The organism is Microvirga zambiensis WSM3693, assembly GCF_016735695.1.
In the GTDB taxonomy this organism is placed as follows: Bacteria; Pseudomonadota; Alphaproteobacteria; order Rhizobiales; family Beijerinckiaceae; genus Microvirga; species Microvirga zambiensis.
Genome location: NZ_JAERQD010000015.1, coordinates 1 through 26,330, shown reverse-complemented (window position 1 = coordinate 26,330; position 26,330 = coordinate 1). Strand labels below are relative to the sequence as shown.

The following is a 26,330-nucleotide window of genomic DNA, read 5'->3' as shown; positions in this document are numbered from 1 at the left end:
GGCGCCGATGGAATCGGCGCCCCCGTGCTATATTGAGGCGACCCGATTTCACACGGCAACGATCTGCGGCCTGACGCTCAAGGATGTCCGAGTTCACGATAGTGCCGGCCGAATCTCTTGAGCAGATCCGGTAGACGCGGAGAGCCGAATCGTCCGCCGAAATGCTCGCACTTCATGGCTGCCGCCACATTGGCCGTTTGAACGATCCGCGCCAGGTCCCAACCGCTGACGAGGCCATAGGCATAGGCTCCATGCCAGACATCGCCAGCGTTGAGAGTGTCGACGGCATCGATCGGTATCGATGGAAATTCATCGATGCCCGCTCCTGAGGAGCCGCGTCTCCATATCAGCGCCCCGGCAGACCCAAGCGTCACTCCAATGACCTTCGCCTGAAGGCCCGATGCGATCTCTTGCAGAGCCTGCCGCGTCGAGACATCACCCGCAAGCGAAAGCAGAGCAGGTTCCGAGAACAGGACGTGGTCGGCCAGGGCTACCATTTCACGGAGCAGTTCGGGTGGGGCGATGTCCGCGTCGAGGATGGTTGGGACGCCGTAATGGCGCGCCGCTCGCAGGACGGCATGCGCTCCTTCCGGCCACCGCATGTCGACGAGAACGGCCTCGGCCCGCGCAATGTCGTCAAGCGGCAGCCAGCCAGGATCGCTGTCGAGCGAGGGATCGGTATAGGGCACAACCAGCCTTTCGCCTGCGCTATCGACGAGAATCGTCGAGAAAGCCGTCCTGGCGCCGCGGACGCGCCGGATACGATCGGTGCGTACGGCCTCGCGGGACAGATCCTGCAAGAAGCTGTCACCGGTGGGGTCGTCGCCGATGCGGGCCCAAAGTTCCACCTTGCCGCCGAGGCGCGCAATCGTGACGGCCGCGGCTGTTGCCATGCCGGAGGCTGCCTGAACCGCCTTTTCGGGCAGGACCTTCGTGCCGTGCTGTGGGATCCGGTTGATCTTGAAGATCGTGTCCCAGAAGGCGCAGCCCAGACAGATGATCGGCTTATCGTTCGTCATCATGAATGCGAGAGGCTTATTCCAGCCGCAGAGCGCGCGTGCGGGCGTTCATGATATGCGCGATCGCGCTGTCGACCGCCGACGCGGTGTCCCGCCGCTTCATGGCGCCGATGATGGCGAGATGTTCGTGCATCACCGGGATGACGAGATCCTCATCCAGGCTCGTCTCGCTCTGCCGGATCAGGCGAACCTTGATCCAGTTCACCCGATACGCCTTCGAGATGATGTCGTTGTTGAGTTCGTCGATCACCGTTTCATGGAATTCGCGATCGACCTGCTGCGCCTCCGCAATCAGCCGGTCGGTGAGGCCGTCCTGCGCTGCCGCAACGATTGCCCGATGGGTTGCTTCGATGCGCTCGATTTCGGCATCGCTGGCGCTCTGGCTGAACGAAGCGATCGCCTCCCGTTCCAGGATCAGCCGGAACTGGAAGGCATTGCGGATCAGGGTGATGTCAAGGGGCAGGATCTGCAAGCCTCGCTGCGGAACGGTGACGATCAGTCCTTCCGCTTCCAGGCGTGGAATCAACTCGCGGATCGCTCCGAGCGATTGCCCGGTGAGAGCCACCAATTCCCGCTGGGTCACGAACTGGCCCGGCTTGATCTCGCTCCGCAGCAACTGCTCCGTAAACACGTCATAGGCCCGCTCGCGCAGCTTGATTTCGGAGCGAGGCGCGTGGCGGGCCATGATCATGCGACGGCCTTGTTCGGCGGCCCGAACGGGTCGAGCAATGCAATCGCCCGCGCGGCTGTTTGCGCATCGACGGAAGGGAGCGGCGGCCGCGCAACGGCCCAGACGGGATCCTGGCGCACATGGGCTACCAGCGCCTTGACCATCGGAATGATGGGATGGCGACAGATTTCCCGCACCAGCTCGACGATGCGTGGATCGTCCTTGCCGGCTTCAGCGAGCGCGATCACGGCTTCGGGAACGATATTGGCGACACCGCAGATAGAGCCCGCGGCTCCCGCGGCGCAAGCGCGGCCGAGATATGTCTCGTCGCCGACAAGGACCTCGAGATCCGGAAAAGCCTTGATCAAGGCGAAGGTCGCCTCGGGATCGCATGCGCTGTCCTTGACGCCGCGGATCGCGCCTGGAAAGCGCTCCCGGAGTCGGGCAATGACGGTGTGAGCGATCGGCACGCCCGTCATACCGGGAATATGGTACAGGAGAATGTCTCTCAGACCGCTCCCGACAGCTTCGAAGACGGCTGCGAACCAGTCGTAGACCGCATCGTCCGGTGCCGGGCGGAAATAGAAGGGAGGCGCCAGCAGGACCGCTTTGGCACCCCGGCGCAAGGCCTGACTCGTGCTGGCCGCAGCTTCCTCCGGCGAGCAGGCAATGACTCCTTCCACCAACTGATTTGCCGGGAAGCCGAGCCCGATCAGCTCTTTGGCAACACGCTCACGCTCGGCCGCGCCGACGGACGGGCCTTCGCCGGTCGTCCCAAAAATCGTTGCACTCCGGCAGCCGCGCGAAAGGCAATCCTTGGCGTGGTTCGCCAAGCGGTGAACATCCACCTTGCCGGCCACAAAAGGAGTGACAAGAGCAGGACTAATGCCAAAGCTGAGGGACAAGAGAGCCTCCGATAACAACCTGAATCGGCGCCAAGCAACTGGCGTGTTGACACTAACATGTTACATGGTGCTTAATCCGTTGCAAGCACAGAAACGAGTCCGAAGGGACCGTAACTTCAGAACACGGAGGAAACTGGCAATGTCTGCAGTGACGCGTCGTACATTTCTGGCAAGCACGGCGGCCGCAGCCGCATACGGCCTCAGCGGGGCCACACCTGCTTTCGCGGATGTGAATTGGAAGAAATACGCCGGCACGAAGATCGGTGTGAATCTGGTCAAGAGCCCGCGCGGTGAGGTGCTGCAGAAGTTCGAAAAGGAATTCACCGACCTCACGGGAATCCAGGTTTCTTCCGAGCAGACGCCGGAGCAGCAGCAGCGGCAGAAGGCGGTGATCGAGCTGAATTCCGGCAGCCCGAGCTTCGACGTCGTCCATATCAGCTATCACGTTCAGAAGCGGCAGTTCGAGAAGGCCAACTGGCTGGCCGATCTGAGCGCGTTCATGAAGAATCCGGAGCTGACCGAAGCCACTTTGACGGAGAGCGATTTCTCGCAGGCCGGTCTGCTCTACGCCAAGAACCCGCAGGGCCAGATGCTCTCGCTGCCGTTCTCGGTCGATTACTGGATGGTGTACTGGAACAAGGATCTTTTCGCGAAGAAGGGCCTCGCCTATCCGCAGACCTTCGAGGAAATGGTGAAGGTGGCCGAGGCGCTGACCGATCCCAAGGAAGGCACCTATGGATTCGTCGCGCGTGGTCTGAAGAACGCCAACGTTCCCGTCTGGACGAGTTTCCTCCTCGGCTACGGCATCGATCCGGTCGATGCCAACGGCAACCTGATGACGGATTCGCCCGAGGCCATCGAGGCGGCGAAGCTCTACCAGCGCCTGCTTACCAAGTCTGCTCCGCAGGGCGTCGCAGGGTTCAACTGGTCGGAGTGCCAGTCCGCGTTCCTGCAGGGCAAGGTCGGCATGTGGCTCGACGGTGTCGGCTTCGCGCCTCCACTCGAGGATCCGGACAGATCGCGGATCGTCGGCAAGGTCGGCTATGGCGTCATGCCGAAGGGGCCGAAGGCTCAAGCCTCGGCGACATTCGGCGACGGCATCGGCGTCACCTCCGCCAGCAAGAACAAGGAAGCGGCGTATCTGTATTGCCAGTGGGCCGTGTCGAAGCTGATGGGCGCGCGCCTCCTGCAGGCAGGCGGTGGTGTTCCATTCCGTCCGTCGATCCTGAGCGACGCCGAGGTCCGCAAGGGCGTGAAGATGCCGCCGGCCTGGATCGACTCGGTGGTGGAATCGGGCAAGATCAGCAAGCTGGGCCTTCCCGTCGTCCAGCCGGTGACGGAGTTCCGCGACATCATCGGCATCGGCCTCACCAATCTCCTCGGAGGAGGGGATCCAGCCGCCGAGATGAAGAAGGCAACCGAGCAATTCAAGCCCATCCTCGAGCGCAGCGAGAAAGCCTGATGAGGAGCGGACCGGTTGGGATGGTGGATACCCATGTCCACCATCGCTGAACCCCAGCTCACCTCCGTGACAGAGGCGGCGCCCGCAACGGGCGCCCGCCCACCGAGCACTTATTGGCCCTTCGTCGTCCCCGCCGTCGCGGTGGTGGGGTCGGTCATCGTGTTCCCATGGGCGTTCACGGTGTGGATGAGCCTGCATGAATGGACGGTCGGCGGTGCACGGCGCTTCGCCGGCCTGTCCAACTACCTGCGGCTGGCCTCGGACGAGCGCTTCCTGACTTCGGTATGGCAAACGCTTGTCTATACGGTCCTGGCCGTAGTGCTTCCCTTGATCCTCGGCACGTTCGCCGCCCTGATCTTCAATTCCAAGCTGCCGTTGAGAGGCATCCTGCGCGGCATCTTCGTCATGCCGATGATGGCGACGCCGGTAGCCATCGCGCTCGTCTGGACGATGATGTTCCACCCGCAGCTCGGCGTGCTCAACTATCTCCTGTCGCTGGTCGGCATCGGGCCCCAGGCCTGGGTGTTCAGTCCCACGACCGTGATCCCTTCGCTCGTCCTCGTCGAGACATGGCAATGGACGCCGCTGGTCATGCTGATCGTACTGGGCGGCCTCGCGGCGATCCCGACGGAGCCCTATGAGAGCGCCGCCATCGATGGGGCGACCGTATTCCAGCGCTTCCGCTATATCACGCTGCCGATGATCGCGCCGTTCCTGATGGTGGCGGTGATCATCCGCACCATCGATGCCCTGAAAAGCTTCGACATCATCTATGCCATCACGCAGGGCGGGCCGGGAACGGCGTCGGAAACGATCAACCTCTATCTCTATAGTGTGGCTTTCGCCTATTACGATGTCGGTTACGGATCGGCGATCGCCGTGGTGTTCTTCGGCCTCGTCATCGCCCTGTCTCTCCTCATGCTCCACCTGCGCCAGCGGACGAAGTGGACTGACATTCAGGGTGGCGCATGAGCATCCGGAAAATCACCGACTCGCTCGGCCTGTTCTTCGTCGGCCTCGTGCTGGTCTCGCCGGCCGTCCTGTTCTTCCTCTGGATGATTTCGCTTTCGCTGAAATTCGAGGTCGACAACGCAGCCTATCCGCCCGTTTTCATTCCTGAGCGCTTCGCCTGGAGGAATTATTCCGGCGTGTTCGAATCGAACCGCTTCGGGCTGTACTTCATCAACAGCCTGATCGTGACCGGTACCGCGACGGGGCTCGCACTCCTGATCGGCGTTCCGGCCGGCTACGGCATCGCCCGGATGCGCGCGACCAAGGCCGCGGTGGTGGTGCTGATCGCCCGCATGACCCCCGGCCTGTCCTATCTCATCCCGCTTTTCCTGCTGTTCCAATGGCTGGGGTTGATGGGCACACTCGTGCCGCAGATCATCGCGCATCTCGTCATCACGGTCCCGATCGTGATCTGGATCATGATCGGCTATTTCGAGACGACACCGCTGGAGCTCGAGGAAGCGGCCGTCATTGACGGAGCCAACCGCTGGGAAGTCTTCCGACACATCGCCCTGCCGATCGCGAAGCCCGGCATCACGGTCGCTTTCATCCTCGCGGTGATCTTCTCGTGGAACAACTTCGTGTTCGGCGTCGTCTTGGCGGGCCGCGAGACGCGAACTTTGCCGGTGGCCGTCTACAACATGCTGTCCTTCGAGCAGCTGAGCTGGGGGCCGCTCGCCGCGGCAGCGCTGATCGTGACCTTGCCCGTGCTGATCCTGACCATCATTGCACAACGCCAGATCGTGGCCGGCCTGACCGCCGGAGCGGTGAAGGGGGGCTGAGGATCTCTCGGTTTGTCGCCAAACCGGGAGATCCCACGCCTTGAGGAAAACTCCTATTCCTGGCCGCGTTCGCGCCGGCGCCGCTCCACCTCCTGTTTGATCAGGACGTCCAGGATCTCGCTCGGGACCGCCTTCGAGGGACGGCTGTTGATGGCGCGCAGACGCTCGATGTCGAATTTCGGCTCTCGGTTCACGGTCAGAAGACCGTTGGTCTCCTGCGCGGTATCGGTGAGCTGCGTATAGCAGAACCCCGCAAGGGCGGTGGAGGCGAGGAGCGCGTCGACAAGCTCTTCGTAGCGGGCGAGCAAAGCGTCGACATCCGCAAACTGGCCGTAGCCGAACCAATCCTCTGAGCCCTGCGGCACGAAACCGAGGCCTCCGAACTCGCTGACCACGATGGGTTCGTCGTCGATATCGACGCCTTCGCCAAGCAGCGGATGATGATGCGGGCGCACTTCCCGGAAGGTGCGTGCGATCGTTGCGCGATCCGCATAGCGTTCCCGCAGCATCTCCCCGGTCGGTGCATAATCATGCACGCCGAAGACATCGCCGACCGCATGCTGCCATCCGTCATTGCCGATCACTGGCCGCGTCGGGTCGAGGGCGCGGGTGAGGTGATAGAGCGCCTGGACGAAATGACGTTGCTGGGCCGAGCGGTCGAGATCGGGTACGCCCCAGCTCTCGTTCAACGGCACCCACGTGATGATGGAAGGATGATTGTAGTCCCGGCGTACGGCTTCCAGCCATTCGCGGGTCAACATCTCCGCCGCACGGTCGGAATAGACATAGGCGTTCGCCGCCTCGCTCCAGACCAGCATGCCGAGCCTGTCGCACCAGTACAGGAAGCGGGGGTCTTCGATTTTCTGATGGATGCGAATACCGTTGAAGCCGAGCGATCGGGCCAGTTCCACCTCGCGCTTGAGCGCTTCGGGACCGGGAGCGGCGAGCAACGAATCCGGCCAGTAGTTTTGCGCAAGCACAAGCCGCAGGAAGATCGGGATGCCGTTGATGATGAAGCGGCCGTCCCGCGCCTCGATGCGGCGCAGCCCGAAATAGCTCTCGACGCGGTCGACGACGTTGCCTTGCTCGTCGATCACCTCGATCACGGCTTCGATGAGGTTGGGATGTTCCGGTCCCCAGAGCAGCGTTCGGCGGCGCCGGACAGCCGCGTCGTTGATGTCGAGGAGAATGTCGCGGCGGAGTTCCTTGCCGGACACGAGGCATGTGTCGTCGGCGAGAACGCGCGCCGGCCGGTCGCCCGACAGGGATATGCGTATGCGCCAGCCCTGCGGCGGCGTGCGGTCGAGCCTGACGACCAGCCCGACGCCGAAACGGTCGACATCGGGTGTCCACCTCAGCTCCGCGACAGCGACCTGCGGCAGCGGCTCGAGCCAGACCGGCTGCCAGATGCCGGTGGTCCGATGATACCAGATATAGCCCGGCTGCTCCTCCCAATACTGCTTGCCGCGGGGCTGCTGCAGGTCTCGCGGTTCGTCCTCGGCGCGGACGACGACGATCTGGGCCTCGCCAGGAACGAGCAAGGGAGCGATATCGGCGAAGAACGGCGTCTGCCCACCGACATGCTCGACAGCCAGGCGCCCGTTGACCCAGACGGAGGCCTTGTAGTCGACCGCACCGAAATGGAGCAAAAACCGGTTCCTGCGATCAGGATCCTCGATCCGGATCTCCCGCCGGTACCAGACCACCGGGTGAAAGCCGGTCTCGTGGATGCCGGAAAGTCTGCTCTCGGGCGGGAAGGGCACCACGATCTCCCGATCGAACGGCTCCGCCTGCTCGAACCAACGCTCCGACAGGCCGATATCGGTATCGTCGAAAGCAAAGCCCCATGACCCGCAAAGATCGATCCAGTGCTCCCGGCGCAGTTGGGGGCGGGGATGCAGATCCCTGGGAGAGGTCGTCTCGGCCATGGTCGCGCCTCCTGTGCTGCGGGAAGCCCGACGCTCCCGCCCGACCAACGCTCCAGCGAATAGGATGTTCTTGGAAGGGGCGACCGGTGCAACTTTCACGGATGTGGGTCGTTTCCCGCGTAATCATATGACGGCCGAGGTTCGTCCACGGCCCAACCGATGGCTGCAGTGGAAGCACTGACGCTCAAGGGATGGCCCCGGTATGACCGACGCGCTTCCGCCTCGATCCCAGCTTCGGCGCCTGACCGAACCGGATGCTTTCTGGTGGTCTACCGGCATCGAGGACACGTTCATCACTGCTCCGCACCCGGTGACAGGACGGACACTGGACGAGTATGAGCTGACGGGCCATTACGACCGTTGGCGGGAGGATCTCGGTCTTATGGCCGAGCTCGGCGTTCCTTGCGCCCGCTACGGCGTGCCATGGCATCGAATTCAGCCGGAACGGAACGTCTGGGACTGGACCTTTCCCGACAATGCCCTGGGACGCCTGCTCGAGCTCGGCGTCGATCCCCAGGTCGACCTTGTCCATTACGGGCTTCCGGCCTGGATCGAGAACGCCTTTCTCCATCCCGATTATCCGAAATTCGTGGCCGAATACGCCGCCCGGCTCGCCGAACGGTTCAAGGGGCGTATCACCTGGTACACGCCGCTCAACGAGCCTCGCATCACCGGCTGGTATTGTGGGCGCCTCGGCTGGTGGCCGCCCTTCCGGCGGAGCTGGTCGGGCTTCGTCGCCCTGATGCTGGCGATCGCGCGAGGCATGGTGGAGACGGTGAGGGCGCTGCAGAGCGTCGATCCGGAGATCGTGCCCTATTTCGTCGATGCGACCGACCTTTTCGACACGGACGAGCCGGAATTCCAGGACGAGGCCCGACGGCGGCAGGAGATCGTCTTCCTGGCCCTCGATCTCGTCTCGGGCCGCATCGACGAGTCCCATCTCCTGTGGACGTGGCTGCTGAGGCATGGGGCCCGGGAAAGCGAGCTGAAATGGTTCCTCGACAATGCGGTCGAGGTTCCCGTGATCGGCATGAACCTCTACCCGATGTTCACGCAAAAGAAGCTGCTGCGGGACGCAGGCGGGCGATTTCGCATCCGCATGCCCTATGCGGGGGCCGATCTCATCACTCGCCTCGGGCGCCTCTATTACGAGCGCTATCGCGTGCCGCTGACGATTTCGGAGACGGCCTCGATCGGCTCGCTGCGCCGGCGGCTCGATTGGCTCGACCGTTCGGTCGCCGCCACGCGGGAATTGCGCGAGGAGGGCGTCCCTCTGGTCGGGTATACCTGGTGGCCCATGTTTGCCCTCGTCACCTGGGCCTACCGTCAGGGCCGGCGTCCGGTGACCGAGCATCTGGCCCAGATGGGCTTGTGGGACATCGTCCCGGACGAGGCGGATCCGCTGCGTCGGGTCCAAACCTCCGCCGTGGACAGCTATCGGCAATTGGTGATGGGCGGGGCTGATGCCGTCGGCAGGCTATCACGGCCACCCGCTCGCGCGGTTGTCGGGTGAAAAGGGGAGAAGCGGGATGTACCGAAGTTTCTTTCTCGCCGGTTTCGAGGGTTCGACCGGCTATAACCGGCACGGGCAATGGTTCGACCAGGTGGTCGCAACAGGCCATGACCTGACTGTCGATGAGGATTACCGACAACTGGCTTCCCTCGACATTCATGCCGCCCGCGAAACGATCCGCTGGCCGCTCGTGGATCTGGGGCGCGGGCGCTACGACTTCTCCACGGTCGCGCCTTTCGTCGAGGCGGCGCAGCGCCACAATGTGGAGGTGATCTGGGATCTCTTCCATTACGGCTATCCGCGAGGCCTGGACCCCTGGAGCGAGGATTTTCCCAAGCACTTTGCCGATTACTGCTACGCCATCGGCCGCTATATCGCCGCACGCACCGAAGGAACCTGTGCCTTCACGCCGGTGAACGAGCCTTCCTTCATGGCCTATGCCGGGGGCGAAAAAGGTCTGTTCGCACCGCATGAGACCGGGCGCGGCTGGGATCTGAAGGTCGCTCTCACGCGGGCTTCCATCGAGGGCATCAACGCCTTGTGGGCGGCAGCGCCGGAAGCGCGCATCGTCAATGTGGATCCTCTGTGTCGCGTGGCTACGCCGAATGGTCGGCCGGAGATGGCGGAGGGCGCGCGCGACTTCAACGAGCGCCTCGTATTCCAGAGCTGGGACATGCTCTGCGGGCGTCTCCTGCCGGAACTCGGCGGCAGCCGGAAGCACCTCGATGTGGTGGGCATCAATTACTATTGGACGAACCAGTGGGAATGGGGCGCCACGGCGGGTGCCGACGGGGTTGTCTCGCCGCTTGCGGACGATGATCCACGCCGCTGGTCTCTGAGCAACCTCGTGCGCTCGGTATGGACGCGCTATGGAAACGAGGTGATGATCACGGAAACCAGCCATATCGGCGACAGCCGGGGTCGCTGGCTTCGAGAAGTCGCGGAGGAGGCCGAGACGCTTCTCCTCGACGGCATTCCGATCCGCGGCGTGTGCCTCTACCCGATCCTCGGCATGCCCGAATGGCACGATCCCGAAATCTGGACGCCGATGGGGCTTTGGGACCCTGTCTGCCACCGGGACCCCTGTGGCGAGCGCCTGATCTGCGAGCCGATGCTCGAGGCGCTGCAATCGGTTCGTCACGTGGACGAACTCCATCACGCGCTGCTTACAAGACCCGCATGGAACCTCGGTTCGCGTCGAGCCGCAAGAGCGAGGATGACAGCCGGTTAGCTTGCGGCCCCCGGGGTATCACATTTCTTCGAAATGCCGGAGCATCCGTGAGGCGTCGGGATCGAGGCCTGTGAAGAGCCTGAAGGCTCCGACCGCCTGGAAGACCGCCATGCCGCCGCCGGACATGGTGCGGCATCCGCGGGCTCGCGCCTGACGCAGAAGCTCTGTCTCAAGCGGAAAATAGACGATGTCGGCCACCCAGAGATCGGGACGAAGCAGGCCGACCGGCAAAGCAGTTCCGGGGTACTTCGCCATGCCGAGCGGGGTCGTGTTGACGATGCCGTCGGCTGCCGCCACCGCGTTCTCGACCGAGGAAAAGAAGGAGACGCGTCCGCCCCCGAACCTCTCCCGCAGGGAAGCGGCGAGGGTCTCGGCACGGGCCTGATCGGTGTCGATCAGAACGACCTCGCCGACGCCCTGGGTTAGAAGTGCATGGGCGACGGCGGCACCCGCGCCGCCCGCGCCGAACTGGACGACCCTTTCGCGCCGCACATCGTGCAACTCGCGCCGGAAGCTTTCGGCGAAGCCCCGCCAGTCCGTGTTGTGCCCGACACGCCGGCCGTCCTTCAGAACGACCGTGTTGACGGCCCCCAGCGCCGCCGCATCCGGCGACAGGTCGTCGAGGAGAGGGATGACGGCCTGCTTGCACGGATGGGTGATGTTGAGGCCGGCGAAGCCGAAGCGCTGCGCCGCCGTCAGAATGTCCGGCAGCGCGTCCGCAGCGAGGCCGAGCGCCTCCAGGTCGATCGGCTTGTAGACGTAGCGCAGCCCCTGCCGGGCGCCCTCCCGCTCATGGAGCCGGGGCGTGCGGGACGCCTGGATCCCGGCGCCGACCAGCCCCACGAGAATGGAAGGCAGGCTAGCCAGCTGTCCGGCATCGTCATCGAGGTCAGCTGCGGTTGGTCGACCGCCCGTCATGGGGTTCACGCCTTTACGGATGCCTTCGCGATCATGTCGAGGACGGCTTTGACGGCAACCGGATAGCCGTTCGTTCCGAGGCCTGCGATCACGGCCGTTGCCACAGGCGAGACATAGGACTTGTGGTAGATCTGCTCGCGGCGGTGGATGTTCGAGATGTGCAGCTCGATGAGAGGACCGGGAAACATCTTCAAGGCGTCCATGATCGCCATGGAGGTGAAGGTGAAGGCGGCAGGATTGATGATGATCCCGCTCCCCTGATCGATGGCCTCGTGAACCCAGTCGATGATTTCGTATTCCCGGTTCGACTGCTTGAAGACGATGGGATTGTCTCCGGCCGCCTCGCGGCACATGGTCTCCACTTCGGCGAGCGTCGTGCGGCCGTAGATTTCGGGCTCACGCGTGCCGAGGCGATTGAGATTGGGCCCGTTGAGAATATAGATCGGTCTGCTCATCATTGCTTTTCTCTCACGGGAGCCGGTTCAACCCTGGTAGCCGAAGAGGCGCGGCAGCCAGAGCACGGTTTCGGGGACGAATGTCATGATCGCGAGGGCGACGATCATTGCGAAGAGGAAGGGTAGCGTGTCCCGAACGATGTCGCGCAGAGGCTCACCCGAGATGTTCGCCATGATGAACAGGAGCAGTCCATAGGGCGGCGTGATCAGCCCGATCATGATGTTGACGACGACCACGACACCGAAATGCACGAGGTCGATACCGAGCGCCTGCGCCGTCGGGATGAAAACGGGCACGACGATGAGCAGGATCGCTGTTCCCTCCAGCACGCAGCCGAGGAGCAGCAGCAGAACGTTGACGAAGATCAGGAAGCCGATCGGCGAGAGGTCCCAGCCTTCGAGCAGCGCCTTGACGCCTTCCGGAATGTTCTCGACGGTGATGACATAGTTGAACACCAGCGCGCCCGCGATCAGCATGCCGATGGAGGACGTCGTACGCGCGCTGACGGCGAGCGCCTTGTAGAAGTCGCGCCAGCTCACGCTGCGGTAAAGGCCGGCCGAGATCAGGAGCGCATAACCCGCCGCGACGGCCGCGGCCTCGGTCGGAGTCATCACCCCGCTATAGATGCCGCCGAGCAGGACGACCGGCATCATGAGGGAGGGGAAAGCCTCCCAGGTGATCCTCGGAATTTTCCTTAAGGGGACGGGCTTCTCGACCGGGAAATTCTTGCGGCGGGCCGTGATCGCCACGATGATCATCTGGGCCAAGGCCATCAGCAGGCCCGGAATGACGCCGCCGAGGAAGAGAAAGCCGATGGAGGCATCCGATACGAGCGCATAGAGCACCATCGGGATCGAGGGCGGGATGATCGGCCCGATCACGGAAGAGACGGCGGTGAGTGCCGCGGCATAGCTCGGTGTGTAGCGGCCGTCTCGGGTCATCATGACCTGCATCATCCGTCCCGTGCCGGCGGCATCTGCGATGGCTGAGCCGGACATTCCGGCGAAGATGATGCTCTGCAGGATGTTGACCTGGGCGAGGCCGCCGCGGAAGCGGCCGACCAAGGCGTTGCAGAATGCCATGAGCCTGTCGGTCATGCTGCCGATGTTCATGAACTCGGCTGCCAGGATGAACAAAGGCACTGAGAGAATGACATAGTTGGAATACATGCCGTTGAGCAGCTGCTCGGCGGCCGTTCCCATGTCCAGTCCCGCCAGAAGCAGGTACAGGATCGAGCCCGCGATCATCGAATGGCCGATCGGCAGACCGAGAAAGGCGAGGGCGGTGATCGCAACGAGCGAGATTGAGAATGGGCTTGTCAGGTTCATACGCCGGAGCTCGCCTTGGTGGGATCGAATTCATCCGGCGCCACGCCTCGCAGAGCCTGCCAGGCGATCCAGATGTAGCGGATGATGGTGGCGACCGCGAAGACGATGTAGATCGAGAACAGCCAGTCGAATCTGATCTTGAGATAACTCGTCCGCTCCACCTTCATGAAGGTGACGTAGTCGGTGACCGCCGGAAGCGAGATGGTGTAGAGCACGATCACCGCGAATGCGCTGATCAGCGCCATCACGCGGCGCGGTCCGGGGCCGACGGCCCCGTAGATGATGTCGAAGCGGATCTCCTCGCGCTCAGTGACGACGAAGGAGGCGCCCCACAGGACGAGCCAGAGCCAGAGGATGACGCTGATTTCATGCGTCCATCCGATGGGGAGGCCCAAGAGATAGCGGAAGGCGATCTGCAGCAGGAAGGCCGCGAACATCGCGGCCAGCATTGCGGCGGCGATGTTCTCCGCGCGCAAGGCAAGCCACGAGCCGATTGCCCGCAACGATGAGGTCATGAGAGCGCTCCCTTCGTGAGAAGGCGCTGAACAAAAATGGAAAAGGACTGCCGAGCGCTTGGCACTCGGCAGCCGAGATATTGAGCCCTACATCGCGTTGATCTTGTCGACCATGCCGGCCGGCCAGCTTTTCGCCAGATCGGAGGCAAGGTACTTCTTCTGCGCGAATTCGCGGAAGGCCTTCAGGTCGGGGGTATAGACGTCGAGCCCCTTCTCCTTGAAGAAGGTCGCGAGCTGCGACTCCTGCTTCAGGTGCTCCTGCGTGCTCCACTCCATCGCCTTGTCGGCAGCCGCCTGGAAGGCCGCCTTCTTCTCGGGCGACATGGCGTCCCAGACCTTGTTGGATACGGCGAGAAGGTCGAAGCCGACGAGATGCGAGGTCAACGCGATCTGCGACATGACCTCGTAGAACTTCATGTTCTGCACGTTCGGCAGCGGATTGTCCTGGCCGTCGATGGCGCCTGTCTGGAGACCGGTATAAACCTCCGCATAGGCCATCGGCGTCGGATTGGCGCCCAGCGACTGGCCGAGGAACTGCCAGGCATCGCCGCCGGGCATGCGCAGCTTGATGCCGGCGAGATCTTCCGGCTTGCTAATCTTCTTGTTCGGCTTCAGGCCCACATGCCGGGCGCCGAAATAAGTCGGCCCGAGGATGTGGATGCCCAGTTTCTCGGACGCCATCTTTTTCAGCTGCTGTCCGACATCGCTCGCGAACACCTTCTTCAGGTGATCGGCATCGCGGAACAGATAGGCCGAGGTGACGATCGACCATTCCGGAATCTGGTTGGAGATGTCCTGCGGCGCGATGTTGCCCATCTCGAGATTGCCGCGCTGCATGGCGACGAGCTCGGTGCCCTGCTTGAACAGCGTGCCGCCGTAATAGGGCTGCAGGTTGAAGCCTTGCGCCTTCACCGCCTCGCCGAACTGCTTCATCATCCCGGCCCGGATGTCCTGCTCCGAGAAGACGGCGGAGAACCGCAGGTTCGTGGGCGCCTGTGCCGCGGCGGGGCCGGCCACGCCCCAAGCCAGAAGGGCTGCGCCTGCAGCCATCATGACACGCCGATTGATATCAAATCCCATGGTTTCCTCTCCCTATTTTGCCGCGCCTTTTATGCGTCTTGGCTAGAACTATCCGCTCGGATGTTCATAAGATCAATAGGCATTTTAAAAATCATCTGATATTTTCGATTTTAGCAGACAATGATAAGCAGTGTAGCTGGATTGCATATGGGGAGATCCTGAGAGGCTGGCTTATAATGCCTTGACAACCCTCCTCAGCCTTGTGGGGAGGAGTGGGAGGTGGGGGGAGTGGGCGATAGCCAATGACGCTCTGGCGCCGGCACCCCCACCCTCAATCCCTCCCCACAAGGGGGAGGGAGGTGGCCTGTGCATATTTCAATGAATGATGAGCCAGATTTTTGGATCATGGCCCTGGGAAGGGTGACGACCGGATGAGCATTGAACTGCTCGCAGCATCGATTGCGGATCGCGCCTATGACCGGATCCGCGCGGACATCATTTTCGGCCGCCTGGAGCCCGGGGCGCGGCTTCGACTGGATCGGTTAGCGGGCGAATACGGGGCGAGCGTCAGCACCCTCCGGGAGATTCTCAGCCGGCTTTCCTCGGAGGGCCTGGTCGTCGCCGAGGGGCAGCGCGGTTTCCGTGTCACCTCCGTATCGCCTGCGGGCTTCGAGGATGTCGCGGCGATGCGGTTGCTCCTGGAAACCTATGCGCTGCGCCTGTCCTTCGCCGCGGGCGATCTGGAATGGGAGAGCCGGGTCGTCGCCGCCCACCATAAGCTCGCCTTCATGGAGCGGCGGATGATGGCAGGGGATCAGGAGGGGACGGAACTCTGGAAGCGCTATGACCGGGAATTCCACCAGGTGCTGATCGAAGCCTGCGGCTCTCAGACCTTGCTCGACCTCTACGGCGGCGTCTTCGACCAGTATCTCCGCTATCAGATGGTGGCTGTCGTTTTCAGGGGAGAGATCGCGGCGAACGAGCATCGGGCGCTGTTGGATTGCGCTCTGGCACGCGATGCGGAGAAAGCCTGCGAGGTGCTCGGCCAGCATGTGAATGGCTGCGTTGCCTACACGCTGAAGAGCGGGGCCTTGTCATGAACGACGACGTCCAGGTAATTGCCCAGCCCGCAAGCGTGGGGGAAAGCGCCTATCAGAGGATCAGGTCGGACATTATCTTCGGACGCCTGCTGCCCGGCAAGAAACTGAAGCTCGACCGGCTCAAGGTCGATTATGGCGCGAGCGTCAGCACGCTTCGCGAAATCCTGAACCGCCTCCATTCCGAGCGCCTTGTCGTCGCCGAAGGCCAGAAGGGCTTCGAGGTGGCCCCGGTCTCGATCGCGAATCTCAGGGAGATCGCCGCCCTTCGGCAACTTCTGGAATGCCGCGCTCTGGAGCAGTCGTTCCGAGCGGGAGACATGGAATGGGAAGGACGTGTCGTTGCCGCCCATCATCGGCTCGCCCGCATGGAGGAGCGGATGGCGAAAGGCGAGCGGGATCATACCGAGGAATGGAAACGCTACGATTGGCAGTTCCACCAAGCGCTCATCTCGGCCTGTGGGTCGAAGATGCTGATCGACAACCATGCTGCCGTCTTCGACAAGTATCTGCGCTACCAGATGATCGCTCTGAGCTTCCGCGGCGACATCGCAGCGGAGGAGCATGCGCTCCTCCTGCAATGCGCCTTGGAGAGGGATGCCGAGCGTGCCTGCGAGGTGCTGAGGCGCCACGTTGCCGGCGGCGTCGAGCACGCGCTCGCCACGGGAACCATCAGCTGAGCTGACAAGAGAGAAGCGGGCCGGATCGGCATCACGCTTCCGCACTCGAGAGCGACTGGACCCAGCATGCGCAAAGCCATCGACTTCCCATGAGCCGATGGCGGCTGTGCCAGGACGCCCAACCTCCGTTCATCCCGCAGGGCTCGTGCGCGGCGAGCGACCTTCGATCGGATAGGAAGGGTCGTTGTAGCCGGGCGTGGAAGGATGGCCGGCGACGACGAGACCGTCGACGAAGGCTTCGTCCTCCGGCGTGAAGCGGTAATCCAGGGCCTTCACGTAATCGTCCCACTGTTCCTCCGTGCGTGGGCCGCCGATCACCGCCGTGACGAAGCGGTTGTTCAGAACCCATGAGACGGCGAACTGACCAGGCGTGATCCCCCGAGCCTCGGCATGACGTTTGAAATCCTGAGCGATCGCTAACGATTCCGGCCGCCATTCGGTCTGCATCATGCGCGTGTCCTGCCGACCCGCCCGACTGGTTTCCGGCGGCGGAGCATCGGGGCTGTACTTGCCCGTGAGGATGCCGCGGGCGAGGGGAGAATAGGGCACCACGCCGAGCCCGTAAAAGCCGCAGGCAGGCAGATGCTCGACCTCGGGCATCCGGTTCATGGCGTTGTAATAGGGCTGGCTCACGACGGGGCGGTCTATCCCGAGATCGTCGCAGAGGCGGCAGATCTCGGCGACGCGCCAGGCCTTATGGTTCGAGACGCCGAAGTAGCGGATCTTTCCCTGCCGGACGAGATCGCCCATGGCGCGAACCGTCTCGGCGAGCGGAGTGGTATAGTCTTCCCTGTGAATGTAGTAGATGTCGATCCAATCCGTGCCGAGACGACGCAAGCTCGCCTCCGCCGCTTCCATGATGTGCCGGCGCGACAGGCCGCGGTCGTTGGGCCCCTGTCCCATCACATTCGCCACCTTCGTCGCGAGCACCCAGTGAGACCGGGCGGGGGCAATGGCGCGCCCCGTGACCTCCTCGGAGCGGCCCTCATTATAGACGTTGGCGGTGTCGATGAAATTCACTCCCGCCTCATGCGCCTTCGCGATGATCCTCGCCGAGAGAGGCTCGTCCGTCGGGCCGCCGAACATCATCGTGCCGAGGCAGATCGGTGAGACCTTGAGGCCGGAGCGGCCCAGGTTGCGATAATCCATTTTAGGCTCCGTTATATGTCGCGGCAGATTAACCTGCTTCGCTCAGGCTCTCTACCACTGTGTGCCCCCGTCTCATGCCGTATGGGATGGGTTGCCATGAGGCTGAAGCATCCCCATGCCTTGGCGCCGTCATTCCGGGGCGCCGCAGGCGAGCCCGGAACCCATAGCCTCGACGGTTCAAGAAGAGATGAGCAGCGTTGCGCCGCTTTCCGCAAGGGTGGCGGTTATGGGTTCCGAGTTCCGCTGCGCGGCCCCGGAATGACGGCGTAGAACTCAAGCTGAGTCACTACCCATGCCTTGCACACATCTCCTGGCGGATCCGGACAGCAAGCCTGCTCGTATCCAGGTTCACATCGGCCTCCGTTACCGGCGATCCCGCCGCGATGTCGCGCGTCAAGCGGATCCCATGGGCGAGGCCGATCGGCAGCATGCGTTGAGCCATGCTGGAAGCGGCGGTCGTCAAGCGGCCATAGACGGTATAGCCGCCCTCGCCATCGAGCATCTCGCCGGCTTTGAGATCGCGCTTGGCGACGGCAACTGCATCGCCCCGCCACAGGCGGCTCGAGCCGGTGGGCTCGCCGCGCAGGGCAGCGCTCAGAACGGATATCGACAATTCGAGTCCGATCAGATGGAAGGGCTTGTACATCGCCGCATAGCGGCCGGTTGAATCCGTCGGGAGGCCATATTGCTTGAAGCAGGCGGCGGCGTAGTCGTTCGGCGCTTTGAGCACCACATAGACGCCCCAGCGCAGATCCCGGTGGACCGGGCGGCCGTCGCGCTCGAGCGAGGACACCACCTCCACCATGCCGTCATTCTCGAGCTGGCCGCCGACACTGCGCGGCCGCAGGATATGCGAGAGATCGTCGACGCCGCAGGGCGGGAAGCCCAAACCGTCCTCGGGCACGTCAAGGTCGCAGGCATTGGCGATGGCAGCCATCTCGATGGCGGATTTCGTGCCGTCGAGGAAGGAGTTGAACATCTGTGGATTCATGCCCGCGGACTGAGCCTGCTCCGGCGTGAGGCCATAATGCGTCCAGACATCGTCCGGGGTCACATGATGATAGTGCGGCAGGTACTTGGTGCCCTTGCCGGCCGCCGCGACGGTGAAGCCTGTGGCTCTCGCCCAATCCACCATCTCGGCCACAAGGGCAGGCTGATCGCCGTAGGCCATGGAATAGACGACGCCCTTCGCGCGCGCCTTTTCCGCCAGAAGCGGGCCGGCGAGCACGTCCGCCTCCACATTGACCATGACGATATGCTTGCCGGCTTCGATGGCGGCGAGCGCATGCCGGATACCGGCTTCCGGGTGACCGGTGGCTTCGATCACAACCTCTACATCCTCGGCCTGGCAGGCCTCGGTCCCGTCCGCCGCGAAGTGCGTCCGGGCAATCCTGGCCTCGTCCCAGCCGACTGTGCGGCAGGCGCGACGGGCTCTGTCCGGGTCGAGATCGGCGATCATCGCAACCTCGAGGCCGCGAATCGTGGGGACCTGCGAGAGAAACATCGAGCCGAATTTGCCCGCACCGATCAGCGCCACGCGAACGGGGCGGCCGGCTTCGAGTCGTCGATGCAGCAGTGCCGATAGGTTCATGATGTCCCGCCTCCGCTGGTCCGATCGCCGAATGAGGCTCGAAGGTCCGACGGCGGGTGTCAATCGGCTTAAAGGTGAAGGGAGGAACGCGCTCGGTCTCGGAAACTTGAACGGCCCTCCGCCTTGTTTCCTTGTCACATGGTCGGCAAGAATTGGCCGCCGGACAGGGAGAGGTCGATCATGGATCGTCGCCATTTCATCGCGTTTGCCGGACTAGCGGCCATCGGGACCCACAGGGCCTGGGCTCAGCATGCCGGGCATGGCACCCGATTGCCCGAAGCGCCATCGTCGCCCGATCCCTATGCCCGTCTCCAGGGAGGCGTTCCGCATCATCTCACGCCTGAGCAGGAGGCCCAGCGCGTCACCGACAGTCCCGCGCCCCAAGGACCTCAAGGGCGTTGGATCTCCCGCGCTGCCCTGCCCATTCCCCGAAGCGAGATGGCTTGGGCGACAGCACTCGACGGGCGGATGCACATCGTCGGCGGCTATGGCGAGGGCCGGGTCGACCGGGCCTATCATCATGTCTACGACCCCGCCATGGATCGCTGGTTCAATGCCGCTCCGCTGCCACGCGGTGCCAACCATGTGGCCGTGGCTGCGGATGCTGGGCGCGTCTATGCTCTCGGTGGTTTCATCGAGCAGAACCGCAACCCCGATCACAATGCTTATGTCTATGATGCGGCGGCAGACCGCTGGACGACCATTGCACCGCTCCCCCGTCCGCGCGGCGCCGCTGCGGCTGCGGTGCTCAACGGCAAGATTCATCTGATCGGAGGCGCCTCGGTGCCCGTCGTGGAGCGTGCGAGCGTCGGCTGGCACGAGGTTTACGATCCCCAGGCCGATCGCTGGATCCAACTCAAGGCATTGCCCGGTGCGCGCGACCATGTCGGCTGCGTGGCGTATGGCGACGCGATTCACGTCATCGGCGGGCGCTTCAACACCTTCGAATACAACACCAACCTGCATCACGTGTATTTGCCGGCCAAAGACACGTGGGAAGAACGTGCACCGCTGCCGACCGCGCGCTCCGGCCATGGGCTGGTGGTCTATCGCAACCGCCTCTTCGCCATGGGCGGCGAGGCGGGACGCATCGAGCAGGGCAGGCCGATTCAGGCCAAGGTGTTCGGGCAGATGGAAAGCTACGATCCCGCCGCCGATACATGGCAGCAGCACGCGCCCATGACGACGCCCCGACACGCGGTTGGAGCGACCATGATCGGCGACTGGATCTATGTCGCCGGAGGAGGGGCAGTGCTCGGCGGATCGGTTCAGTCCGCCGTGCACGAGGCCTTCACCCTCGGCTGATCGCGACGCCCTTCGACGCCAACTCCGCTTCCGCCTGAGCGACGGAAATTGCCCCCGGCTTGAGTTTCTCGCGCACCATCCGGGCGCCGAGTTCGACGAAATAGGTGTTCGCTGGGACAGGAATGTCGTGCAGGCGGCCGAGCAGCACGATTTCGCCGTTGAGATAGTCCGTTTCGATCGATCCCGCGCCCCGTTCGAGACTCTGCGTCGTCGAACCGCCGGAGCGCTCGACGCCGGGGATCGGACGGGAGCGCATCATCTGGTCCCGGCGGGCATCGGCTGTCCCCACATCCAGCCACGCAATCCCGGCTGCGGTATAAGCGGCCTCGGCTTCCGCCTGGAGCAGGGCTTCGAGATGCTTGTAATCCGCATCGAGACCAAATGAAGCCTGAAGGATGTTGCTCAAGTTGAGCAGAAGCTTGCCGTACTTGCTCTTCATCACGTCAGGCTGCACGAAGGCGGCAATGTTCGCAGCCTCCAGGCATTGTGCGAGGCTCTCGTCGTGGCCGTTGCTGCCACCGGGAAAGAGGCCTATGTCGAAGATACCGTGGCGTGGCGCCGCGAACGCGCTGACCTCTCCGGGTGCCGAGATCGTCGCCGGCATCATCACCGTGACGCCGTGGACCTCCTTGAAACGCCGGAGTGCAAGGCGCTCGTTGGTGACGCCGTTCTGAACGCAGAAGATCGGTTGCTCGACGATTCCCGCCGCGCGCAGCCGTTCCAGTGCGGCAAGGGTGTCCTGGGTCTTCATGGTCAGGAGGATCGCATCGTCCGGGCGAAACGCGATCTCGGACGGATCCGATACGCAGCGAAACTTTGCGCTTACAGACTTCTCGGGAGATCGCAGCAGCAGCCCATCGGCTTGAATGGCCTCGAGCCTGGCGCCGCGCGCGATGCCGATAACCTCGTGCCCTGAAACGGACAGGGCAGCTGCAACCGTGCCGCCGATTGCGCCGACGCCGTAGACAATGATCCGCATCGTGTTCCTCATCTCGTCACGCGCGCCGCGCGTAGCCTACTGGGGGTCGTTCGCTTCATATCGCGTATCCGAGCCATTCGGAAAGAGCGATGGCCGGATTTGAATTGAAATAACAGAGCAACGGCCTTGATGAGCCGGCCTCTCCAACAACCATTCCTGCCGGAGATGCCCGGCGACTTGGCTTGCATTGTCTGCATATTGTTGCCTTAAATAGACCTGTGATTGCAGTTCTTGAGACGGTGTGAAGCCGAGGCTTGTGATGGATTGCCCGCGCTGTGGACGACCTAGCCCCGACGACGCGCGGTTCTGCAGCCAATGTGGCGCGCCCCTCATATCGGATGCTTCCAGCCCGGCGAATTCTCCGGAAGAACCTGCAATCGTGGAGGAGTTCAAGCCGGTCACGATCCTTTTTGTGGATATCGTCGCTTCGACCGAGCTCGTCTCCAATCTTGATGCCGAACAGGCCATGAGACACCTGGCACCCGCGCTCGGTGTCATGCGACGGGTGGCGGAGCAGTTCGGTGGAACCGTCATCCACACCCTGGGCGACGGCATCATGGCGCTCTTCGGCGCTCCCAAGATTCAGGAAGGGCATGCTTTGCTGGCCTGCCAGGCCGCCCTCGACATTCAGTCGGAGCTTGGGCGGATGCTGGGTCCGAAGGCCATCCGCCTCGGCCTGCATTCCGGGATGATCGTCTCCGAGACGAGGTTCTCGGGATCGGTCAACGAAAGAGAGGCTTATGGCGTCGCGATCCATATAGCGAATCGGATGCAGTCCATCGCCGAACCGGGCACGATCTATATCAGCGACGCCTGCTGTCACCTCGTCGAGCGCTATTGCATCGTCAGACCCGTCGGCCGCTATCGAGTCCGCGGCATTTCCCACGAGATCAGCGTCTACGAGCTGCAGGGCCTGCAGCAACCCTCATCGGGACAGTTGTTCAACAGCAGCAATCTTACGAGATTTCAGGCGCGCGAGCGCGAGATCGCGCAATTGGAAGCGGCGTTGCAGGCGGCCCTTCGCGGCGATAGCTACATCGTTGGTGTCTGCGGTCCCCCAGGCAGCGGCAAGTCGCGGCTGTGCTACGAGTTCGCCGAGCGTTGCCGGATGGATGTCATTCCGGTGATCGAAGTGCGGGCGCAGCCCTATGGGAAAGCGGCACCCCTTCAACCGATCCTGGAAATCGTGCGTCTGCTGCTTGGGATATCCTCTGGCGACGATCCTGCATTGGCGCGAGATCAGGTAGCGAGCTACTTGGCGCGCATGAAATCGCCTCCCGAGGGAGCCCTCTCCGTTCTCTGCGACTTCCTCGGCATTGCCGAAAGCGGCGCTGCATCGGCGGTGACGCCGAAAATGCGGCACGCCGCGCTTGTCGACATCATTTCCCGGTTGATGAGCGACCGCGCGGCCCATCCGCTGGTCATCGTGTTCGAAGATCTTCATTGGCTCGACGAGGCAAGCGAGGCATTCGTAGAGGCACTCTGCGGCGCGATTATCGGCTCACATGTTCTTCTCGTCGTCAATTTCCGTCCGTCTTACCGAGCTTCGTGGATGGATAGTGATCGGTTTCGCCTGATGCAGCTGACGGAGTTCGATGCTGGCCAAATGGAGGCATTCGTTTCGTCCGTGGTCGGCTCGCATGCGGATCTCGTCGAGCTGCGCAACCGGATTGCCGAGCGTTCCGGCGGCAATCCGTTTTTCGCGGAGGAAATCATTCACTCTTTGGTGGAGAACGGTTTGCTGGCGGGGCGCCCGGGCAGCTATCGCCTCGGTGGCGTGACGAAGGACAATCCGCTTCCGGTGACGCTCCAGGCCGTCATCGGGGAACGCATCGACCGACTCCCGTCCTTCGATCGAATGCTGCTTCAGATCGCATCCGTGATCGGCAAGGAGGTTCCACACGCGGTCCTCGTCAGCGTCGGAATGCAGGAGCAAAGCGCAGAGGTCGAGCCGGCCATCAATCGGCTATGCGCGCTGGAACTTCTACAGATCCAGAACCGGCCGGAAGGGCGCCACTATGTATTCCGCCATCCGCTGATCCAGGAAGTCGCCTATTCGAGCCAGCTGCGATCGCGCAGAAGCCGCCTCCATGCTTTTGTTGCCCCGGCCTTGGCCAGCCATTATCGGGAGCGGAGGGGCGAATTCGCCGGGCTGATCAGCTTTCATTACGAGGCCGCCGGCGTTCTCTCCAAGGCGGCCGAATATGCGCGCATCGCAGCCGAGTGGATCGGGTCGATGCACCCCGCTCAGGCGATCAGGCAATGGCACGTCGTGCATCGGCTGGCTCGCGCCCAGACCCCGTCCGCGAAGAACAAGGCTCTGCTCATTCTCGCAAGCGGGCAGATTGCCTGGCTCGGATGGCGTGAGGGATTGAGTGTCGAGGATGCAGCGCCCTATATCCAGGACGCCCTCGCGATCGCCCGCGAAACCGACGACACCATGATTCCGCTGCTTCTTTTCGTGGAGGCCCGGATCAGCGGAGCGAGCGGCGGGCCGGCGGATAACTACGTCGCGCGCGTGAAACAGGCGCTGCGGTTTCTGAATGCCGAAGCCGACCAGAGCCGCGCCGCAACGCTCTATGCATCCTTGAGCCAGGCCTATGGCTGGGCCGGCCTGTTCAACGAAGCGCTGGAGGCCAATGACAGAGCGCTCTCGCTACTGCAATATGTCCAGGAGTTCGAAAACCGCTTTCTCGGATACAGCGTCGAGCACTGGACGCTCAGCCTGCGTGCGCGGATCCTCATCCATCTCAATCGTATCGATGAAGGCCGGGCCTGGCTCGATCATATGCTGTCTATCGAGGATGGGCTGATCGACCCGACCGTCCAGTTCATCAGCCATCTGGGATATGTCGACCTTGCCTGGATGTCAGGAGATGCTGAACTTGCGTTGAAGCATGCGCGGCGTGTGAGCGAACTCGCCGAGCGCCATGGTACACCCTACCTTCGTGTCTTCTCCTATGCCTGCATGGCGATGGCGCAGGGGCTTTCGGGGGATAGCCAGTCGGCGATCGCAGCTCTTGAAGAAGGGATCGACTTCATGCATGCGGCCGGAGCGGCACTCGATTATGAGCCAGACATGATGGCATGCTTGGCCGAGTGCCTTGAGAGGGCAGGCCGGTATGACGATGCGCTGTCGACTGCGGAACGCACGATCGGCCTGTCACGGGATCGATCCGCGCGCTTGCCGGAATGCCGGGCCTTGATCGTGGCGGGCAATGCTCTCGTCAAAAAGGATCGGTCGACGCGTCGAGATGAAGCCGAGCATTATTTCAGGGCGGCGGAGGACCTGATGCGGCAGACCGGAGCCCTGATTCTCGCGCCGCATGTGTCGACGGCTCTGAAGCGGGCCGATATCAATCCGGGGATCGTATGAGAAGTGTGAACTCGCTCATGCCATAACCGTCGATGAGCGTCACATCCCGGCTAAACTCGCTCCTGCAAAAATCGATCCAGCGTTCCGGTGTCGTGCCGTAGAGTCCACGCCGGATGTCCTGCCCGGAACGAGGGGCGGTCACGAAATTCACCGCGAAGCCTCGACGGCTGCTTTCATGAAGCTGCGACAAGGTCGTCGCAACAAAGCGCTCCCACATGTCCACCGGTTGGTCGAGCATGACGTTGAAGATGCCGCTGGCGATGCTGTAATCGGCGGTGCGGGAAGCGGCCGGGCCTTGCTCGAACTTATGCGATTGACCGGGCCAGAGCTTCCGCGCTCGGCTAACCATGGCTTGTGAGAGATCGACGCCGAGGTAGTCGATCACGTGATCGGGATGGTAGTCGGCAAGGTATTTGAGCAGAGCTCCATAGCCGCATCCGATGTCGTTGAGTGAGAAAGGCTCGTGGAAATCGCAGACTATGAGGAGCTTGCGGAACCGCAGGGCCTGAGTCGGAGCGCAACTCCAGTCCACCCCGAGCGGCGTCGGCCCAAAGCGGCGAAGGGTGCCGGTGTAGTACTGCGCGACACCCTTGTAGAGTTGCTCCAGATCCGACGCATCATCGATCATCGGTGACGAAAAGCCTACCTTCCGCGGGGCGTTTTGCGGGGAGTCTTGGCTGCTTTTTTCGCTGCCGTCTTGCTTGCGGTCTTTCGCGCAGAGCGGGCGGCTGGAGCGGCCTGCCTTGCGGTCGGCGATGCCGTCTTGGGCCTCATCGGCAGCGAGACGATGACGTGCTCCTGCTCCATGAAGAACGGACCCGTGTTCGACATCCTGACGATCACCCGCTTGCCATCGGGGCCGCGAGAATCATGCGCCTGGAAGAAAACGGGCAGGGGCTCGCTGCGTCCGAGATTTTCGACCAGCATGTTCATGATCCGATCATTGCCGTTCTCGCCGGGGACATCCGACTCGTAGGACTTCAGATCGTCGATGAGCGCCAGCCACCTGTTCTTGACGCGAGCGTTCCACAACCCTCCCATGTTGAGGAGGGCAAAGCAGTCCTTCAGGTTCCGTCCGCGCCGGAAGATCTGAAATTCCTTCTGCAGCTCCTGCATTTCGGCGATGCCGCCATGGGCCTCTTTCGGGCCCTGCGACGGGCCGAAGCGAAGGTAGAGCTGATCCAGAAGCCCCGGGATGAAGACGTCGTCTTCTTTCATGATGCGGCCCATGAAGTCCTCCAATTCCTTCGAAGTTGAGTGGTTGTGAAGTATAGGATTGCTGTCATCGCAACAGTCGGTCGGATAAATGTCAAGGTTTAGAGTCTGACTCAGAAAGACGGGTTTGATTTCAGGGTCTTGCGAGCCGCCTCGTCAGCATCCGAATATGGGCGATAA

The 26,330-nt window shown here is 62.8% G+C and carries 23 protein-coding genes and 1 pseudogene; 10 read left to right on the top strand and 14 right to left on the bottom strand.

Annotated features, from left to right (window positions below):
- Positions 1-77 precede the first annotated feature (77 nt).
- Genes JKL46_RS13400 through JKL46_RS13390 form a run of 3 tightly spaced genes read right to left on the bottom strand, consistent with a single transcriptional unit; the run spans position 78 to position 2,594 of the window.
- Entirely contained in the window at positions 78-1,022 is a 945-nt protein-coding gene (locus tag JKL46_RS13400) for a PfkB family carbohydrate kinase (protein ID WP_246529303.1), read from the bottom strand.
- A 13-nt stretch (positions 1,023-1,035) separates the two neighbouring features.
- Positions 1,036-1,710: a GntR family transcriptional regulator gene (locus JKL46_RS13395; RefSeq protein ID WP_201833513.1), complete on the bottom strand. Its 675-nt coding sequence runs from the start codon at positions 1,708-1,710 to the stop codon at positions 1,036-1,038.
- Positions 1,707-2,594 (bottom strand): dihydrodipicolinate synthase family protein, encoded by an 888-nt coding sequence (locus tag JKL46_RS13390; RefSeq protein WP_201833511.1) that lies wholly within the window; start codon positions 2,592-2,594, stop codon positions 1,707-1,709. The genes JKL46_RS13395 and JKL46_RS13390 overlap by 4 nt, the downstream gene beginning before the upstream one ends.
- A gap of 139 nt (positions 2,595-2,733) precedes the next feature.
- Here JKL46_RS13390 and JKL46_RS13385 point away from each other — a divergent pair, with 139 nt between their 5' ends.
- The 3 genes from JKL46_RS13385 to JKL46_RS13375 are packed head-to-tail and all read left to right on the top strand — an operon-like array spanning position 2,734 to position 5,849.
- On the top strand, positions 2,734-4,056 hold the full coding sequence (locus tag JKL46_RS13385; RefSeq protein WP_201833509.1) for an ABC transporter substrate-binding protein: 1,323 nt from the start codon (positions 2,734-2,736) through the stop codon (positions 4,054-4,056).
- A gap of 33 nt (positions 4,057-4,089) precedes the next feature.
- Entirely contained in the window at positions 4,090-5,028 is a 939-nt protein-coding gene (locus JKL46_RS13380) for a carbohydrate ABC transporter permease (RefSeq protein WP_201833507.1), read from the top strand.
- Positions 5,025-5,849 carry a carbohydrate ABC transporter permease gene (locus JKL46_RS13375; protein ID WP_201833505.1) on the top strand — a complete coding sequence of 275 codons (825 nt, stop codon included), beginning with the start codon at positions 5,025-5,027 and terminating at the stop codon, positions 5,847-5,849. The genes JKL46_RS13380 and JKL46_RS13375 overlap by 4 nt, the downstream gene beginning before the upstream one ends.
- A 53-nt stretch (positions 5,850-5,902) precedes the next feature.
- Here the strand turns inward: JKL46_RS13375 and JKL46_RS13370 are convergent, their stop codons facing one another.
- Complete coding sequence (locus tag JKL46_RS13370; RefSeq protein ID WP_201833503.1) at positions 5,903-7,777, bottom strand: glycoside hydrolase family 2 protein; 1,875 nt, start codon at positions 7,775-7,777, stop codon at positions 5,903-5,905.
- Between the two features lie 202 nt (positions 7,778-7,979).
- Between JKL46_RS13370 and JKL46_RS13365 the strand changes: the two genes are divergently transcribed.
- Positions 7,980-9,290 carry a family 1 glycosylhydrolase gene (locus JKL46_RS13365; protein ID WP_201833501.1) on the top strand — a complete coding sequence of 437 codons (1,311 nt, stop codon included), beginning with the start codon at positions 7,980-7,982 and terminating at the stop codon, positions 9,288-9,290.
- Positions 9,291-9,306: 16 nt separating this feature from the next.
- Positions 9,307-10,521: a glycoside hydrolase family 1 protein gene (locus tag JKL46_RS13360; protein ID WP_201833500.1), complete on the top strand. Its 1,215-nt coding sequence runs from the start codon at positions 9,307-9,309 to the stop codon at positions 10,519-10,521.
- 18 nt (positions 10,522-10,539) lie between these two features.
- Here the strand turns inward: JKL46_RS13360 and JKL46_RS13355 are convergent, their stop codons facing one another.
- The 5 genes from JKL46_RS13355 to dctP form a co-directional block, all read right to left on the bottom strand.
- Entirely contained in the window at positions 10,540-11,439 is a 900-nt protein-coding gene (locus JKL46_RS13355; protein WP_201833499.1) for a shikimate dehydrogenase, read from the bottom strand.
- A gap of 5 nt (positions 11,440-11,444) precedes the next feature.
- A complete protein-coding gene (locus JKL46_RS13350) occupies positions 11,445-11,894 on the bottom strand; it encodes a type II 3-dehydroquinate dehydratase (protein ID WP_201833692.1) in 450 nt (149 codons plus the stop codon).
- Positions 11,895-11,921: 27 nt separating this feature from the next.
- A complete protein-coding gene (locus JKL46_RS13345) occupies positions 11,922-13,223 on the bottom strand; it encodes a TRAP transporter large permease (RefSeq protein WP_201833498.1) in 1,302 nt (433 codons plus the stop codon).
- The gene (locus JKL46_RS13340; protein ID WP_201833497.1) at positions 13,220-13,738 is read right to left on the bottom strand and encodes a TRAP transporter small permease; all 519 of its coding nucleotides are present in this window, start codon (positions 13,736-13,738) and stop codon (positions 13,220-13,222) included. Before JKL46_RS13340 ends, JKL46_RS13345 begins: the two co-directional genes overlap by 4 nt.
- An 87-nt stretch (positions 13,739-13,825) precedes the next feature.
- Positions 13,826-14,818 (bottom strand): TRAP transporter substrate-binding protein DctP, encoded by a 993-nt coding sequence (gene dctP, locus JKL46_RS13335; RefSeq protein WP_201833495.1) that lies wholly within the window; start codon positions 14,816-14,818, stop codon positions 13,826-13,828.
- Positions 14,819-15,189: 371 nt separating this feature from the next.
- Between dctP and JKL46_RS13330 the strand changes: the two genes are divergently transcribed.
- A complete protein-coding gene (locus tag JKL46_RS13330) occupies positions 15,190-15,858 on the top strand; it encodes a GntR family transcriptional regulator (protein WP_201833494.1) in 669 nt (222 codons plus the stop codon).
- Positions 15,855-16,535 carry a GntR family transcriptional regulator gene (locus tag JKL46_RS13325; RefSeq protein WP_201833493.1) on the top strand — a complete coding sequence of 227 codons (681 nt, stop codon included), beginning with the start codon at positions 15,855-15,857 and terminating at the stop codon, positions 16,533-16,535. The genes JKL46_RS13330 and JKL46_RS13325 overlap by 4 nt, the downstream gene beginning before the upstream one ends.
- 129 nt (positions 16,536-16,664) lie before the next feature.
- Here the strand turns inward: JKL46_RS13325 and JKL46_RS13320 are convergent, their stop codons facing one another.
- Both JKL46_RS13320 and JKL46_RS13315 read right to left on the bottom strand, forming a co-directional pair.
- The gene (locus tag JKL46_RS13320; protein ID WP_201833492.1) at positions 16,665-17,684 is read right to left on the bottom strand and encodes an aldo/keto reductase; all 1,020 of its coding nucleotides are present in this window, start codon (positions 17,682-17,684) and stop codon (positions 16,665-16,667) included.
- A gap of 286 nt (positions 17,685-17,970) precedes the next feature.
- A complete protein-coding gene (locus tag JKL46_RS13315; RefSeq protein ID WP_201833490.1) occupies positions 17,971-19,275 on the bottom strand; it encodes an NAD(P)H-dependent oxidoreductase in 1,305 nt (434 codons plus the stop codon).
- Positions 19,276-19,455: 180 nt separating this feature from the next.
- On the opposite strand from JKL46_RS13315, the gene JKL46_RS13310 reads away from it, so the two are divergent.
- The gene (locus JKL46_RS13310; protein WP_201833482.1) at positions 19,456-20,580 is read left to right on the top strand and encodes a Kelch repeat-containing protein; all 1,125 of its coding nucleotides are present in this window, start codon (positions 19,456-19,458) and stop codon (positions 20,578-20,580) included.
- Here JKL46_RS13310 and JKL46_RS13305 read toward each other — a convergent pair.
- Entirely contained in the window at positions 20,567-21,559 is a 993-nt protein-coding gene (locus JKL46_RS13305; protein ID WP_201833480.1) for a ketopantoate reductase family protein, read from the bottom strand. The genes JKL46_RS13310 and JKL46_RS13305 overlap by 14 nt on opposite strands.
- A gap of 259 nt (positions 21,560-21,818) precedes the next feature.
- Between JKL46_RS13305 and JKL46_RS36850 the strand changes: the two are divergent.
- Positions 21,819-21,884 (top strand): annotated as a pseudogene (locus JKL46_RS36850) (zinc-ribbon domain-containing protein); the annotation flags it as partial.
- A gap of 54 nt (positions 21,885-21,938) precedes the next feature.
- On the top strand, positions 21,939-24,935 hold the full coding sequence (locus tag JKL46_RS13300; RefSeq protein WP_343074058.1) for an ATP-binding protein: 2,997 nt from the start codon (positions 21,939-21,941) through the stop codon (positions 24,933-24,935).
- Here JKL46_RS13300 and JKL46_RS13295 read toward each other — a convergent pair.
- Together JKL46_RS13295 and JKL46_RS13290 are read right to left on the bottom strand one after the other, a co-directional pair.
- Entirely contained in the window at positions 24,916-25,563 is a 648-nt protein-coding gene (locus JKL46_RS13295) for a class I SAM-dependent methyltransferase (protein WP_201833477.1), read from the bottom strand. The two genes, JKL46_RS13300 and JKL46_RS13295, sit on opposite strands and share 20 nt — an antisense overlap.
- A 14-nt stretch (positions 25,564-25,577) precedes the next feature.
- Positions 25,578-26,165: a hypothetical protein gene (locus JKL46_RS13290; RefSeq protein WP_201833475.1), complete on the bottom strand. Its 588-nt coding sequence runs from the start codon at positions 26,163-26,165 to the stop codon at positions 25,578-25,580.
- Positions 26,166-26,330 lie beyond the last annotated feature (165 nt).

Bases quoted from the DNA above. Each gene is read 5' to 3' on its own strand.
- JKL46_RS13345 (WP_201833498.1), bottom strand. From the start codon at position 13,223: ATGAACCTGACAAGCCCATTCTCAATCTCGCTCGTTGCGATCACCGCC.
- JKL46_RS13310 (WP_201833482.1), top strand. From the start codon at position 19,456: ATGGATCGTCGCCATTTCATCGCGTTTGCCGGACTAGCGGCCATCGGG.
- JKL46_RS13400 (WP_246529303.1), bottom strand. From the start codon at position 1,022: ATGATGACGAACGATAAGCCGATCATCTGTCTGGGCTGCGCCTTCTGG.
- JKL46_RS13365 (WP_201833501.1), top strand. From the start codon at position 7,980: ATGACCGACGCGCTTCCGCCTCGATCCCAGCTTCGGCGCCTGACCGAA.
- JKL46_RS13320 (WP_201833492.1), bottom strand. From the start codon at position 17,684: ATGGATTATCGCAACCTGGGCCGCTCCGGCCTCAAGGTCTCACCGATC.
- JKL46_RS13305 (WP_201833480.1), bottom strand. From the start codon at position 21,559: ATGCGGATCATTGTCTACGGCGTCGGCGCAATCGGCGGCACGGTTGCA.
- JKL46_RS13290 (WP_201833475.1), bottom strand. From the start codon at position 26,165: ATGGGCCGCATCATGAAAGAAGACGACGTCTTCATCCCGGGGCTTCTG.
- JKL46_RS13370 (WP_201833503.1), bottom strand. From the start codon at position 7,777: ATGGCCGAGACGACCTCTCCCAGGGATCTGCATCCCCGCCCCCAACTG.
- JKL46_RS13295 (WP_201833477.1), bottom strand. From the start codon at position 25,563: ATGATCGATGATGCGTCGGATCTGGAGCAACTCTACAAGGGTGTCGCG.
- JKL46_RS13395 (WP_201833513.1), bottom strand. From the start codon at position 1,710: ATGATCATGGCCCGCCACGCGCCTCGCTCCGAAATCAAGCTGCGCGAG.
- JKL46_RS13385 (WP_201833509.1), top strand. From the start codon at position 2,734: ATGTCTGCAGTGACGCGTCGTACATTTCTGGCAAGCACGGCGGCCGCA.
- JKL46_RS13340 (WP_201833497.1), bottom strand. From the start codon at position 13,738: ATGACCTCATCGTTGCGGGCAATCGGCTCGTGGCTTGCCTTGCGCGCG.
- JKL46_RS13330 (WP_201833494.1), top strand. From the start codon at position 15,190: ATGAGCATTGAACTGCTCGCAGCATCGATTGCGGATCGCGCCTATGAC.
- dctP (WP_201833495.1), bottom strand. From the start codon at position 14,818: ATGGGATTTGATATCAATCGGCGTGTCATGATGGCTGCAGGCGCAGCC.
- JKL46_RS13355 (WP_201833499.1), bottom strand. From the start codon at position 11,439: ATGACGGGCGGTCGACCAACCGCAGCTGACCTCGATGACGATGCCGGA.
- JKL46_RS13380 (WP_201833507.1), top strand. From the start codon at position 4,090: ATGTCCACCATCGCTGAACCCCAGCTCACCTCCGTGACAGAGGCGGCG.
- JKL46_RS13315 (WP_201833490.1), bottom strand. From the start codon at position 19,275: ATGAACCTATCGGCACTGCTGCATCGACGACTCGAAGCCGGCCGCCCC.
- JKL46_RS13375 (WP_201833505.1), top strand. From the start codon at position 5,025: ATGAGCATCCGGAAAATCACCGACTCGCTCGGCCTGTTCTTCGTCGGC.
- JKL46_RS13325 (WP_201833493.1), top strand. From the start codon at position 15,855: ATGAACGACGACGTCCAGGTAATTGCCCAGCCCGCAAGCGTGGGGGAA.
- JKL46_RS13360 (WP_201833500.1), top strand. From the start codon at position 9,307: ATGTACCGAAGTTTCTTTCTCGCCGGTTTCGAGGGTTCGACCGGCTAT.
- JKL46_RS13350 (WP_201833692.1), bottom strand. From the start codon at position 11,894: ATGAGCAGACCGATCTATATTCTCAACGGGCCCAATCTCAATCGCCTC.